This window comes from Neorhizobium sp. LjRoot104, assembly GCF_964253725.1.
Classification (GTDB): domain Bacteria; phylum Pseudomonadota; class Alphaproteobacteria; order Rhizobiales; family Rhizobiaceae; genus Neorhizobium.
Genome location: NZ_CAXURS020000001.1, coordinates 3,518,911 through 3,531,224, shown reverse-complemented (window position 1 = coordinate 3,531,224; position 12,314 = coordinate 3,518,911). Strand labels below are relative to the sequence as shown.

The following is a 12,314-nucleotide window of genomic DNA, read 5'->3' as shown; positions in this document are numbered from 1 at the left end:
CAGGACTTCGATAATAAAGCGGTAATCTTTACATATTCTTAACCGCTTGCGCCGGCCTGTCCAGCAAAACCGCCCGCCACCCAATGTTATCAGCAATATGGCCAAATTTGGCTATTGGCGTGGCGGAGGCCCGAAGATCAGAGATTGCGGCCGATATCGAGGAATTTCTGCCGACGTGCAGCCCGCACTTCTTCGCCGGACAACCTGCCGAGGTCTTCCAGCGCCGAAGCGATGATCTTGCCCGTCGCGCTGATGACGGTTTCGGGTTCGCGGTGCGCGCCGCCGACCGGTTCGGGAATGATGTCGTCGATGATGCCGAGACCCTTCAGGTCTTCGGCGGTGATCTTCATGTTGGTCGCAGCCTCGCGGGCGCGGGTCGAATCGCGCCAGAGGATCGATGCTGCACCTTCCGGCGAGATGACCGAATATATCGAATGTTCGAGCATGTAGACGCGATTGCCGGTAGCGATCGCGATCGCGCCGCCGGAGCCGCCTTCGCCGATCACGACCGACACCATCGGCACTTTCAGGCCGAGGCACATCTCGGTGGAGCGGGCGATGGCTTCGGCCTGGCCGCGCTCCTCGGCGCCGACGCCCGGATAGGCGCCTGCCGTGTCGATGAGGGTGATGACGGGCAGGTGGAAACGATCGGCCATTTCCATGATCCGGATCGCCTTGCGGTAACCTTCCGGACGCGGGCTGCCGAAATTGTGCTTCAGGCGGGTCTTGGTGTCATGGCCCTTTTCCTGGCCGATGACGGCGACGGGCATGCCGTTGAAGCGGGCAAGGCCTGCCTGGATGGCGGCATCCTCGCCGAAATTGCGGTCGCCGGCGAGCGGCGTGAAATCGGTGAAGAGATGGGCGGAGTAATCGACGAAATGCGGGCGCTGCGGATGGCGCGCGACCTGCGTCTTTTCCCAGGCGCCGAGCTTGGAATAGATTTCCCGGGTCGCTTCCCTGACGCGGGTCTCCAACCTGCCGATTTCCTCGGACGTATCGATGCTTTCGTCCTCGGAGGCGAGCTTTTTGAGCTCGTGGATCTTGCCCTCGAGGTCCGAGATGGGCTTTTCGAAATCGAGATAAGTCTGCATGAGAGCCGGTTTCCGGTTGTTTTATCTCAGGAACACGCAGTTCCCATTTTCTGTTTGGGGCCTCTAATCCGGGTTTTTGGCCTGTTTTGCAAGAGGGTGGTGTGTTTGAACCAGCTCTCGCAGCCGTTCTTCCAGCACATGCGTGTAGATTTGTGTGGTGGAAATGTCCGAATGGCCGAGCAGTTCCTGCACAACGCGAAGGTCCGCACCGTTCTGGAGGAGGTGGCTTGCGAACGCATGGCGCATCACATGCGGAGAGATTGCGGCGGCTCTAAGCCCGGCGCGGGCGGCCAGCCCCTTGAGGTCGCGGGCAAAGACCTGCCTCGGCAGATAACCTTCCTTGCCGGCCGAGGGAAACAGCCATGGGCTGTCGCCGGTCTTTGCGAGCGCCAGCCGCCGGACCTCGCCATAGGATGCGACGGCGGCGATTGCCGAGCGGGACAGCGGCACCAGGCGTTCCTTGTTGCCCTTGCCGCGGATGACCAGGAAGCGTCCTTCCTGGTCGAGAACCTTGACCGGCAGCGAGACGAGCTCGCTGACGCGCATGCCGGTTGCGTAGAGAAGTTCGAGCAGCGCCAGCATTCTGAGACGGGCAAGCTGGTCGGGGCCCGGATCGGCGGCCTCCCGTGCGGCGAACTCCAGGAGCCGCGTCACATCGTCCTCGCTCATGATCTTCGGCAGCGAGCGGCCTTTTTTCGGCGCGTCGAGGATGGCGGTCGGATCGTCGCCGCGCAGGCCCTCGGCATAGAGGAATTTGTAGAACTGCCGCATCGCCGACAGTTTTCGCGCCTGGGAGGAGGCCGCAAAACCCTGGGCGCCGAGATGGGCGAGATAGGCTGAGAGATTGCTGCTTTGCGCCGCCAGGGCCGAGGTCTTGCTGGCCAGCAGGAAGGATTGCAGATCTTCGAGGTCGCCTTCGTAGGAGGAGAGCGTGTTGCCGGCGGCACCTCGCTCGGCGCTCATCATTTCGAGAAAGGCCTCGATATGGGCTCGGGAAAGGTCGGCGATTGTCCTTTCTCCCTTATTGTTGCGGCGTTGTCGGATTCAGCCGCTCCGAAGGAATTCGCACTGTCACGTCGCGCTCGTGCGGGTTCACCAGCATGACCAGAGCCACCATGCTTCCATAAACGATGCCTGCGATCGCCGCCAGCACGAAGAGGAAACGGAAAAGGGTGGGCATAAAGGACTCCCGGAGTTGCGCCGCAATATATCGATAAAGGTTTACATATCGGCAAGAACAAACAATCCCCCGCATTCTTTGAGGGTTGCGACGGCTTGACGCTGCCGACGCATTTGTCGATACCGTTTTTCGAAACGGACCTGACAATGACAGAAGTCGCAACTCCACTTAGCGAAAAGGCGCGCGCCGTCCTCGGCAAGCGCAACCTGATCTTCGTCGGGCTGATGGGGGCCGGCAAATCGGCGATCGGCCGGCTGGTGGCGCAGACCCTTTCCATTCCCTTTATCGATACCGATGTGGAGATCGAGAGGGTTTCCCGCATGACCATCAGCGAACTTTTCGCCACCTACGGCGAGGCGGAGTTCAGGGCGTTGGAAACGCGTGTCATCGAACGCCTGTTGCGGAACGGGCCGCGCGTGGTCTCGACCGGCGGCGGCGCCTTCATCAACGAGAACACCCGCCACCAGATCAAGGCGGGCGGCATTTCCATCTGGCTGAAGGCGGATCTCGACGTTCTGTGGGAGCGGGTGAACAAACGCGACCACCGGCCGTTGCTGAAGACCGAGAACCCCAGGCAGACGCTCGAAAATCTGATGATCCAGCGTTATCCGATCTACGCCGAGGCCGATGTGACGGTCCTGTCCGAAAATGTCCGCAAGGACGTGATGGTCAACGAGGTGCTTTCCGCGGTGGCCAGTTTGTCCGGCGAAAGTGAATTGCCCAGCGAAGGTGAACTTTAATGAACATGTCTTCCCGATCCGAGGCCCGATCCGAGGACTGCGCGCCTGAGCGCCTGGTGCATGTACCGCTCGGCGAACGCGCCTATGACATCCTGATCGGCCCCGGCCTGATCACGCGCGCGGGTGGCGAGATCACCGCGCGGCTGAAGGGGCGCAAGGCCGCCATCGTCACCGACGAGCATGTGGCGCCACTTTATCTCGAAGCGTTGATGGACAGCCTGCAGACCGATGGGATCGAAGCCGTGTCGCTGACGCTGCCGGCCGGCGAGAAAACGAAAAGCCTCGAGCATCTGGCGACTGTCTGCGACATGGTGCTCTCGGCCCGGATCGAGCGCAACGACGCGGTGATCGCACTCGGCGGCGGCGTGATCGGCGACCTGGCCGGCTTTGCGGCCGGGATCGTCCGGCGCGGCGTGCGTTTCGTACAGATTCCGACCTCGCTCCTGGCGCAGGTCGATTCCTCGGTCGGCGGCAAGACCGGTATCAATACCCGCCACGGCAAGAACCTGCTCGGCGTCTTCCACCAGCCGGATCTCGTGCTGGCCGATACGGCGGCGCTCGATTCGCTCTCGGAGCGCGAATTTCGGGCCGGTTATGCGGAAGTGGCGAAATACGGCCTGATCGACCAGCCGGATTTCTTCGAATGGCTCGAAAAGAACTGGAAACAGGTCTTTGCGGGCGGTCCGGAACGGATCGAGGCGATTGCGGTCAGCTGCCAGGCGAAATCCGACGTCGTCGTCGAGGACGAGCGAGAGACCGGCCGCCGGGCTCTCCTCAATCTCGGCCACACGTTCGGCCACGCGCTGGAGGCGGCAACCGAATATGACAGCAGCCGCCTCGTGCATGGCGAGGGCGTAGCGATCGGCATGGTGCTGGCGCATCAGTTCTCTGCGCGCCTGAACCTTGCAAGCCCGGACGACGCGGCGCGGGTCACGGCCCATCTCAAGGCCGTCGGCCTGCCGACGTCGATGGGCGATATTCCCGGAAAGCTGCCGCCGACCGAAAAGCTGCTGGACGCGATCGCGCAGGACAAGAAGGTACAGAGCGGCAAGCTGACCTTCATCCTGACCCATGGCATCGGCCAGTCCTTTGTCGCCAACGACGTGCCGTCGTCCGAGGTCTTGAGCTTCCTGGAGGAAAAGCGGCCGAAATGACGTCCAAACGGGGCCTCAAGTCGCGTGCTGTCAACGCGGTGATCCGCGGGCTTCTTCGCGCGTTCGGCGTTTCCCTGTCCGAGCACACCCTGGCGCTGTCCGGCCATGACGACCTGCATGCCGCTCTCGACCTCGTTCATCGCGAGGGAAAGTTCGACAAGCAGGATCGCGACCGGCTGAGCGGCCTTTTCGAGCTCGAGGAGCTCGAAGTCTCCGACGTCATGAAGCACCGCACCGTGATGCGGGCGGTCAATGCCGACGATCCGCCGGAAGTGGCGGTCCGCACCGTGCTCGAAAGCCCCTATACGCGCATGCCGCTCTGGCGGAACTCGACCGAGAACATCATCGGCGTCGTGCATGCCAAGGATCTGCTTCGGGCGCTGGCCGAGCCGAATGTCGAGCCGGAAAACCTCGATATCGTCAAGATCGCCCAGAAACCGTGGTTCGTGCCCGATAGCACCAGCCTCAAGGATCAGCTCAGCGCCTTCCTGCGGCGCAAGGGGCATTTCGCGGTCGTGGTCGACGAATATGGCGAGGTGCAGGGGATCGTCACGCTCGAAGACATTCTTGAGGAGATCGTCGGCGATATCGCCGACGAGCACGATATCGAGATACAGGGCGTGCGCCAGGAAGCGGACGGCTCGATCGTGGTCGATGGTTCGGTGCCGATCCGCGATCTCAACCGCGCGCTGGACTGGAGCCTGCCGGATGCCGAGGCAACCACGATCGCTGGCCTCGTCATCCACGAGTCCAAGCTGATCCCGGAGGAGCGGCAGGCTTTCACGTTCTACGGCAAGCGGTTCACGGTGATGAAGCGGGAGAAGAACCGCATTACGAGGCTGAGGATCAGGCCGGCGGAAGATGTGACGCTTCCGGCGGAGTAGGCTTTCGTTTCGCGACAGCCTTTCAGTCCGGTGCGGAAGTTGGCGGCTTTTGGCCCAATACGGGTGACGATGGCCCTCGCATAATCCGGATTTTCTTCGACTTCGCCCGTCCTCCCACCATTTCACTAAGCATGCATTGTTTTCGGCAAACGGGTGATTGCGAGGGCTGCCTTTGAAAGGTACTTGCCGTCAACGGCCCATACGCCCCGCTGCTTGATCCAGCCACAAAGGAATATTTGTGCTGCCATTTTGAGCGGCATAATCGTAACAAACCACTCCACTAGCAAGAGGCGCGATATAGCTGACCTGCGGTGCATGGAGGTATTTCGGTAGCGGCACTGACCCCACATAGTCCTGATATCGCTGCCAACCGTTGGGGCCATATTCGAAGATTCGATACGTGCCATCTTGCATCAAACCAATCCCCAAAAATGCGAACGGATCAGGTCCGCGTGGATGGGAAATTTGTTCTCGATGATGTCGAAGGCCGTTTATGTGTACACCAACGAGCCCTTTCCTATCGACGATTGCGCGCGCAATCTCATAGCGAACCCATCTTCTTGCGTATGTTTCGGTTCCGATCAGGACGCATATTACGGAAGCACCCTTAACACCCGTCCGGATCATTTCCTTCAGGCTATCGGGATTGGTCAGCTGCCGTTTTTCCCAAAGACTGCGGTCGTAAAACGATTGGGGAACTTCGCGAGCCTTGGCCTTGAACTGCTCCGAGCGCCGAACATTGTTGACCCGGATCACGTCATTGTAATGAAACGAAAAAAAGACTTTTCGTCGTGTATCTGGAACCACTGGTGGCTTGTCCCAAATTGACGACGAGTTGAGTCCTGTAAGTAGTGCATTCAATCCGAACGGATCAGCGGGACGGGGTGGAGTCGGGATAGGATTTAATAGCGCATTGATGAGCGCGTTTTGTCCGTTGTTGGGAGGTGTAAGCGGAGCGGGGGCAGGATTGCTAAGAATCCCAGCAATATTAAGGAATGGGTTCGTTGACTCAAGAGGCTTTGGTTTCGTCAGGGCCTCAAGTAAAGCAAGGTAATTTTTCGTGCTGTTGTTTGTGAATTCGTCCATCGTCTAGCCCCGCTCCTTGCGGCTGATGTGATTCCCCCACTGATACCAATGCCACCAATATAAGTAACACAATCGCTGAAGTGTAGATAAGAAAAACTGTAGGTCTAAACGCCAAAAACATAAGATTTCCCGCGATTTTTTTAAATGGCTTCCATTCCATGGAGAATTCATCGATGTCTTCATCGCGGCGCACAGCGTCATAGAGCGCCCGGTACGCCCGCTCTACTTGGAGATAGTAAGCGGTCAAATACCAGAAAATCAACGTTGGAAATATGCCCAGCAAGGCTAGTTTGGGGGTCGAGTCACCGCTGGCTTGTGCAATAGCGATGATCGCGGCGGTTATTGTAATAGTCAGTGTTTTCAGAGTCTGCGAATCGGTAGCCATCCTACCGATTACGCCCTGAATCATCTCTAGATGAGCAATTTTAACTTCTGTCGATTTTTCCAACCCAGCCCCCGACGTGTCGTTTATTTCTGCCCGAACTGGTAGCTACCCGATAAATACGTGCACTACAATTTTGAGATGCACTGGTAGCCGTAAGAAACACAATCTTAGCAACAACTGATAACATCGCATGGATCAAGGCTATCGACGGCTTGACCATCGCGCGTTTCAGCATTGAAAGCCGAGATCGCCAGCGCAAAGGAATTATTCAGTTCAATGCCTGCTTTTGGGCACTGAGCGGCCACTCCTCCGTCAACCCTTGAGAAATAGTGGCAGGCCGGCCAAAGCAATATCCCACAGTGAATGACGCCCGTACCTTGGCCGCTGACCCCATCATCCCTATCTAAGTCCAGCTACCAGCGCGTCGGCTCGCCCGGTGCCGAGGCTTCCACGGCCAGCGCGTGAAGTCCGGCGTCGAGTTCCGGCTTCAGCAGGGCATTCACCGTCCGATGCCGGTCGAGCCGGCTCATTCCGGAAAATTTCTTCGAAACGATGCGGACCCGCATATGGGTTTCGCCGGTTCCGGTGATGTCTGGCTGATGGCCGGCGTGCTGATGGCTTTCATCGATGACGACCAGCCGTTCCGGCTCGAGATTATCGGTGAGCGTGATTTCGATCCGGGATTTGACGGACATTTCGGTCTCCGTTGCGACGCAAAAGGGGCATCTCACAAACCAGTAAGAAAGGACTTTGTCAATTCTTGCCGCGCCCTGTTCGTCGCCCCATAATGAGGGCCTTATGAAACTAGATTCCAAATATTTCGACCGCATCCGGACGCGCAAGAATAGGCAGCAGGAAGCTGTGCCTGAAGCGCCGACGTGCCAATGGGACGGCTGCGACAAGCCCGGCGCTCATCGCGCTCCCGTGGGCCGCAACGCGGAAGGCCAGTTTTTTCTGTTCTGCTTCGAACACGTCAGGGAATACAACAAGGGCTACAATTATTTCTCCGGCCTGTCGGACAGCGAGATCGCCCGGTACCAGAAAGAGGCGATCACCGGCCACAGGCCGACCTGGACCGTCGGCGTCAACAAGGCCGCCAAGGATGCGCCGCTTCATTCCACGGCGCGCTCGGGTGCTGCCGGCGCTACCGGCACCCAGCAGCGCTTCAGGGATCCGTTCGGCTTCGTGTCCAGTGCACGGGCGACCGGCCCCCGTTTCCAGACGCAGGGGCGCAAGCTGAAGACATTGGAGGCCAAAGCCTTCGATACGATGGAGTTGGCCGCCAATGCGACCGCGGCGGAGATCAAAACCCGCTACAAGGAACTGGTCAAGAAACATCACCCGGATGCGAACGGCGGCGACCGCGGTTCGGAAGAACGTTTTCGTGCCGTCATTCAAGCATATCAGTTGTTGAAGCAGGCGGGTTTCTGCTAAGCCGTAAAAATTATGGCAGTGAGGATGACGGCCGGGCGGCGGCTCGCGCCTTGGAGAGACGATGAGTAAGATTGATCTAGACATTTCAAACCTTCCCGATACGACCGTTTCTGTCCGGGAAGTCTTCGGCATCGACAGCGATATCAGGGTTCCGGCATACAGCAGCGGCGACCCCTATGTTCCGGATCTCGACCCGGACTACCTTTTCGACCGCGATACGACGCTCGCCATTCTCGCAGGTTTTGCGCATAACCGACGCGTCATGGTGTCCGGCTTCCACGGCACCGGCAAGTCCACCCATATCGAGCAGGTCGCCGCCCGCCTCAACTGGCCGTGCGTGCGCATCAACCTCGACAGCCATGTCAGCCGTATCGATCTCGTCGGCAAGGACGCGATCGTGCTGAAGGACGGCAAGCAGGTCACCGAATTCAAGGACGGCATCCTGCCCTGGGCCTACCAGCACAATGTCGCGCTCGTCTTCGACGAATACGATGCCGGCCGTCCGGACGTCATGTTCGTCATCCAGCGCGTCCTGGAATCCTCCGGCCGCCTGACCCTGCTCGACCAGAGCCGTGTCATCCGTCCTCACCCGGCATTCCGCATTTTCGCGACCGCCAACACGGTGGGTCTCGGTGATACGACCGGCCTCTACCACGGCACGCAGCAGATCAACCAGGCACAGATGGACCGCTGGTCGATCGTGACGACGCTGAACTACCTGCCGCATGAGAAGGAAGTCGATATCGTCGCCGCCAAGGTGAAGTCCTTCGGTCGTACGGCCGAGGGCCGCGAGACGGTGTCGAAGATGGTCCGCGTCGCCGACCTCACCCGGTCTGCTTTCATCAACGGCGATCTTTCGACCGTCATGAGCCCGCGTACCGTCATCACCTGGGCGGAAAACGCCGAGATCTTCGGTGATATCGCGTTCGCCTTCCGCATCACCTTCCTCAACAAGTGCGACGAACTGGAACGCACGCTGGTCGCCGAACAGTACCAGCGCGCATTCGGCGTCGAGCTGAAGGAAAGTGCCGCCAACATCGTTCTCGGAGCGTAGGCCCAGAGGGAGTCGAGAGGACGAGATCATGGCAGGTCGCGGAGACAATTCGAAAGCCAAGTCGGGCGGTCCGGTCGATACCGAGCCGTTGCGGCGGGCGATCACCGGCTGCGTGCGGTCGATCGCCGGCGACGCTGAAGTCGAGGTCACGTTCGCCAACGAGCGTCCGGGCCTTGCCGGCGAGCGCATTCGCCTGCCGGAAATCTCCAAGCGACCGACGGCGCACGAACTCGCGGTGACCCGTGGGCTCGGCGATTCCATGGCGTTGCGAATCGCCTGCCATGACACGGCCACGCATGCCAGCATGTCGCCGCAGGGCGCCGATGCGCGCGTCGTGTTCGATGCGGTCGAACAGGCGCGCGTCGAATCGATCGGCGCATTGCGGATGGCCGGCATGGCCGCCAACCTCAATTCGATGCATGCGGAAAAATACTCGAAGGCGAATTTTTCCGGTGTCGAACGGCAGGAAGACGCGCCGATCGGCGAAGCGGTCGCCATGCTGGTGCGCGAAAAGCTGACCGGCATCAAGCCGCCGGCGAGTGCCGGCAAGGTGCTCGACCTCTGGCGGCCGTTCATCGAGGACAAGGCGGCCGGCGATCTCGACAATCTTCGCAACGTGATCGAGGACCAGCAGGCGTTTGCCAAGCTGGTGCGGCACATGCTCACCTCCATGCAGATGGCGGAGGAGTTTGCCGACGAGGATACCGATCCGGAGGAGATGGAGAACCCGGACCAGGAAGACCAGCCGCGCAGCAACGAGACCGAGAACGACGAGGTCGAGGAGGAGGCCGGTTCGGACGCCGCACCGGCCGAGCAGAGCGATGCGTCCGACGAGGAAATGGACGACGGCGAGATGGACGGCGCGGAAATGTCCGACGACGACATGTCGGACGACAGCGACGAGCATTCCGAGACGCCCGGCGAAACCCGGCGGCCGAACAGCCCGTTCGACGATTTCAACGAGAAGGTCGACTACAAGATCTTCACCCAGGAATTCGACGAGGAAATCACCGCCGAGGAGCTTTGCGACGAGGCGGAGCTCGACCGGCTGCGGGCCTTCCTCGACAAGCAGCTCGCCCATCTCCAGGGTGCCGTCGGCCGGCTTGCCAACCGCCTGCAGCGCCGCCTGATGGCGCAGCAGAACCGTTCCTGGGATTTCGACCTGGAAGAGGGTTATCTCGATCCGGCCCGCCTGGTGCGCCTGATCATCGACCCGATGCAGCCGCTCTCCTTCAAGAAGGAGCGCGACACACAGTTCCGCGATACGGTCGTTACTCTCGTCATCGACAATTCCGGCTCGATGCGCGGCCGGCCGATCACGGTTGCCGCCACCTGCGCCGATATCCTCGCCCGCACGCTGGAACGCTGCGGCGTCAAGGTCGAGATCCTCGGCTTCACCACCAAGGCCTGGAAGGGCGGGCAGGCGCGCGAAAAGTGGCTGGCGAGCGGCAAGCCGCCGACGCCCGGCCGTCTCAACGACCTGCGCCATATCGTCTACAAGTCGGCCGATGCGCCGTGGCGCCGTTCGCGCCGCAATCTCGGCCTGATGATGCGCGAGGGCCTGCTCAAGGAAAACATCGACGGCGAAGCGCTGATGTGGGCGCACAACCGCCTGATCGCCCGCCGCGAACAGCGCAAGATCCTGATGATGATCTCGGACGGCGCGCCGGTTGATGATTCGACGCTGTCGGTCAATCCGGGCAATTATCTCGAACGGCATCTTCGCGCCGTCATCGAGCAGATCGAGACGCGCTCGCCGGTCGAACTGCTGGCAATCGGCATCGGCCATGACGTGACGCGTTATTATCGCAAGGCCGTGACGATCGTCGATGCGGACGAACTTGCCGGCGCTATGACCGAGCAGCTTGCCGAACTGTTTGCGGAAAAGGGTGGTCGTTCGGCGGGGACGGGCCGCATGCGGCGGGCCGGCTGAGGTCCGCGCTTGAAGCTTCCCCGTCTCGTCGTCTGGGCCATCCTTTTTGGCGCCATCGCTTCTCCGGTGGCGCCGGCCACCGACATTGTTTCGGTCAGGGCGCGCACCATCACCGAATTCAAGCGCGGTTCGGCGGAAACGCGGTTCGGGGCGCTCGAGTTTCTGGGCGGCATCGAGTTTTCGTCACCTGATAGCCGGCTACAGTCGCTGTCGAGCATCCGCTTTCGCCCCGATGGCGAGCGTTTCGTGTCGGTGCTTGATACCGGTTCCTGGTTGACCGGCCGCATCCAGCGGGATGCCGGCGGGCACCTCGCCAATCTCACCGATCTTGCCATCAACCCGATCCTCATCCGCGGCGGCCGTGTCGGCTCGAAATACAATTCGGATGCCGAGGGGCTGGCGCTGAGGGACGGTCAGGCACTTGTCAGTTTCGAGCAGTTGCACCGGGTCGATGCCTATCCGGATCCGGGGTTCGAAACATCCGCTCCCCTGAAAAGCCTTGATCTGCCGATCCCTCGCCACGAGTTCCGGATGAATGCCGGAATGGAGACGGTGGCGGTGTCGCCGAAATCCGGCCCGCTCAAGGGCTCGCCCGTCGTGGTCACCGAGCATAGCCTTGATGATCAGGGAAACCTCTTTGCCGCGATCCTGGAAGGCCCGCTGAAGGGCGTCTTCAAAGTGGTGCGGCACGATCCTTATGACGCGACGGATGGCGCCTTTCTGCCGAACGGTGATTTCCTGCTGCTGGAGCGCCGCTTCAGCTTCCTTGGCGGCCTCGGCATGCGCATTCGCCTGATCAAGGGCGACAGCATCCGTCCCGGCGCTGTCGTGGATGGCGAGGTGCTTCTGGAAGCCGATATGGGTTATGCGATCGACAACATGGAAGGGCTCGACGTCATTGCCGGGCCGGAGGGCAAGCCGCATCTGATCCTGGTTTCGGATGACAACGGCAACCTGCTGCAGCGTAACGTGATGCTCGAGTTCCGGCTGAACCGGTAGCGGTTTCCGGCTTCAGTCCTTTTTCGCGGCGTTGTACGCATCGAGCAGTGCCTGAACGGGTATGCCGTCGATCTTGGCTCCCGTCATTCTGCATCCCACGAACTCTGCGCCCGAAAGGTTGGAGTTGTGCAGCCGCAAGCCGGACAGGTTGACGTCGTTGATGAACCAGCCCGACATATTGCTGTCGTTGAATGTCGCGCCAGCAAAATTGATCTGATTGAAGCTCGCGCCCGACAGATTCGTGTTGTTGAAGCGCGTGCCGGACAGGTTCACATCGTCGAACGACGAGCCTGAAAGAGTTGTACGGGTGGCTTCCAGAACATCGAAGACATCGTGAATCTGCATCGTAGCCCGTCCATGAAGGTTGCGTCGCA

Annotated in this window: 13 protein-coding genes and 1 pseudogene; 7 read left to right on the top strand and 7 right to left on the bottom strand. The window is 60.4% G+C overall.

Annotation, left to right across the window (positions count from 1 at the left end; genetic code table 11):
• Positions 1-137: 137 nt before the first annotated feature.
• The 3 genes from ACSQ8R_RS17500 to ACSQ8R_RS17490 form a co-directional block, all read right to left on the bottom strand.
• The gene (locus ACSQ8R_RS17500) at positions 138-1,091 is read right to left on the bottom strand and encodes an acetyl-CoA carboxylase carboxyltransferase subunit alpha (protein WP_105422692.1); all 954 of its coding nucleotides are present in this window, start codon (positions 1,089-1,091) and stop codon (positions 138-140) included.
• 63 nt (positions 1,092-1,154) lie between these two features.
• Complete coding sequence (xerD, locus tag ACSQ8R_RS17495) at positions 1,155-2,099, bottom strand: site-specific tyrosine recombinase XerD (protein WP_436255508.1); 945 nt, start codon at positions 2,097-2,099, stop codon at positions 1,155-1,157.
• 13 nt (positions 2,100-2,112) lie between these two features.
• The gene (locus tag ACSQ8R_RS17490; protein WP_436254549.1) at positions 2,113-2,271 is read right to left on the bottom strand and encodes a hypothetical protein; all 159 of its coding nucleotides are present in this window, start codon (positions 2,269-2,271) and stop codon (positions 2,113-2,115) included.
• Positions 2,272-2,417: 146 nt separating this feature from the next.
• Here ACSQ8R_RS17490 and ACSQ8R_RS17485 point away from each other — a divergent pair, with 146 nt between their 5' ends.
• The 3 genes and pseudogenes from ACSQ8R_RS17485 to ACSQ8R_RS17475 all read left to right on the top strand — a co-directional run.
• Positions 2,418-3,011 carry a shikimate kinase gene (locus tag ACSQ8R_RS17485; protein WP_436254548.1) on the top strand — a complete coding sequence of 198 codons (594 nt, stop codon included), beginning with the start codon at positions 2,418-2,420 and terminating at the stop codon, positions 3,009-3,011.
• The gene (gene aroB, locus ACSQ8R_RS17480) at positions 3,011-4,165 is read left to right on the top strand and encodes a 3-dehydroquinate synthase (protein ID WP_436254547.1); all 1,155 of its coding nucleotides are present in this window, start codon (positions 3,011-3,013) and stop codon (positions 4,163-4,165) included. The genes ACSQ8R_RS17485 and aroB overlap by 1 nt, the downstream gene beginning before the upstream one ends.
• Before the next feature lie 11 nt (positions 4,166-4,176).
• A pseudogene (locus ACSQ8R_RS17475) lies at positions 4,177-5,049 on the top strand (HlyC/CorC family transporter); the annotation flags it as partial.
• 189 nt (positions 5,050-5,238) lie between these two features.
• Here the strand turns inward: ACSQ8R_RS17475 and ACSQ8R_RS17470 are convergent.
• The 3 genes from ACSQ8R_RS17470 to ACSQ8R_RS17460 all read right to left on the bottom strand — a co-directional run bounded on the left by ACSQ8R_RS17470 (position 5,239) and on the right by ACSQ8R_RS17460 (position 7,215).
• The gene (locus ACSQ8R_RS17470; protein WP_436254546.1) at positions 5,239-6,135 is read right to left on the bottom strand and encodes a TIR domain-containing protein; all 897 of its coding nucleotides are present in this window, start codon (positions 6,133-6,135) and stop codon (positions 5,239-5,241) included.
• The gene (locus ACSQ8R_RS17465) at positions 6,086-6,583 is read right to left on the bottom strand and encodes a hypothetical protein (protein WP_436254545.1); all 498 of its coding nucleotides are present in this window, start codon (positions 6,581-6,583) and stop codon (positions 6,086-6,088) included. Before ACSQ8R_RS17465 ends, ACSQ8R_RS17470 begins: the two co-directional genes overlap by 50 nt.
• Before the next feature lie 350 nt (positions 6,584-6,933).
• On the bottom strand, positions 6,934-7,215 hold the full coding sequence (locus ACSQ8R_RS17460; RefSeq protein WP_007753730.1) for a BolA family protein: 282 nt from the start codon (positions 7,213-7,215) through the stop codon (positions 6,934-6,936).
• A 103-nt stretch (positions 7,216-7,318) separates the two neighbouring features.
• Here ACSQ8R_RS17460 and ACSQ8R_RS17455 point away from each other — a divergent pair, with 103 nt between their 5' ends.
• From ACSQ8R_RS17455 to ACSQ8R_RS17440, 4 genes are all read left to right on the top strand, one after another.
• Entirely contained in the window at positions 7,319-7,954 is a 636-nt protein-coding gene (locus ACSQ8R_RS17455) for a J domain-containing protein (RefSeq protein WP_436254544.1), read from the top strand.
• A gap of 61 nt (positions 7,955-8,015) precedes the next feature.
• Positions 8,016-9,008, top strand: a complete 993-nt coding sequence (gene cobS / locus ACSQ8R_RS17450; RefSeq protein WP_436254543.1) for a cobaltochelatase subunit CobS — start codon at positions 8,016-8,018, stop codon at positions 9,006-9,008.
• Between the two features lie 28 nt (positions 9,009-9,036).
• Positions 9,037-10,941: a cobaltochelatase subunit CobT gene (cobT, locus tag ACSQ8R_RS17445; protein ID WP_436254542.1), complete on the top strand. Its 1,905-nt coding sequence runs from the start codon at positions 9,037-9,039 to the stop codon at positions 10,939-10,941.
• Positions 10,942-10,950: 9 nt separating this feature from the next.
• Complete coding sequence (locus tag ACSQ8R_RS17440; protein WP_436254541.1) at positions 10,951-11,940, top strand: esterase-like activity of phytase family protein; 990 nt, start codon at positions 10,951-10,953, stop codon at positions 11,938-11,940.
• A gap of 12 nt (positions 11,941-11,952) precedes the next feature.
• Here ACSQ8R_RS17440 and ACSQ8R_RS17435 read toward each other — a convergent pair whose 3' ends face one another.
• A complete protein-coding gene (locus ACSQ8R_RS17435; RefSeq protein WP_436254540.1) occupies positions 11,953-12,285 on the bottom strand; it encodes a pentapeptide repeat-containing protein in 333 nt (110 codons plus the stop codon).
• Between the last annotated feature and the right edge of the window lie 29 nt (positions 12,286-12,314).

Excerpts from the sequence above, each read along its gene's own strand:
- ACSQ8R_RS17500 (WP_105422692.1), bottom strand. The coding sequence starts at position 1,091 with ATGCAGACTTATCTCGATTTCGAAAAGCCCATCTCGGACCTCGAGGGC.
- ACSQ8R_RS17490 (WP_436254549.1), bottom strand. The coding sequence starts at position 2,271 with ATGCCCACCCTTTTCCGTTTCCTCTTCGTGCTGGCGGCGATCGCAGGC.
- ACSQ8R_RS17485 (WP_436254548.1), top strand. The coding sequence starts at position 2,418 with ATGACAGAAGTCGCAACTCCACTTAGCGAAAAGGCGCGCGCCGTCCTC.
- aroB (WP_436254547.1), top strand. The coding sequence starts at position 3,011 with ATGAACATGTCTTCCCGATCCGAGGCCCGATCCGAGGACTGCGCGCCT.
- ACSQ8R_RS17470 (WP_436254546.1), bottom strand. The coding sequence starts at position 6,135 with ATGGACGAATTCACAAACAACAGCACGAAAAATTACCTTGCTTTACTT.
- ACSQ8R_RS17460 (WP_007753730.1), bottom strand. The coding sequence starts at position 7,215 with ATGTCCGTCAAATCCCGGATCGAAATCACGCTCACCGATAATCTCGAG.
- ACSQ8R_RS17455 (WP_436254544.1), top strand. The coding sequence starts at position 7,319 with ATGAAACTAGATTCCAAATATTTCGACCGCATCCGGACGCGCAAGAAT.
- cobS (WP_436254543.1), top strand. The coding sequence starts at position 8,016 with ATGAGTAAGATTGATCTAGACATTTCAAACCTTCCCGATACGACCGTT.
- cobT (WP_436254542.1), top strand. The coding sequence starts at position 9,037 with ATGGCAGGTCGCGGAGACAATTCGAAAGCCAAGTCGGGCGGTCCGGTC.
- ACSQ8R_RS17435 (WP_436254540.1), bottom strand. The coding sequence starts at position 12,285 with ATGCAGATTCACGATGTCTTCGATGTTCTGGAAGCCACCCGTACAACT.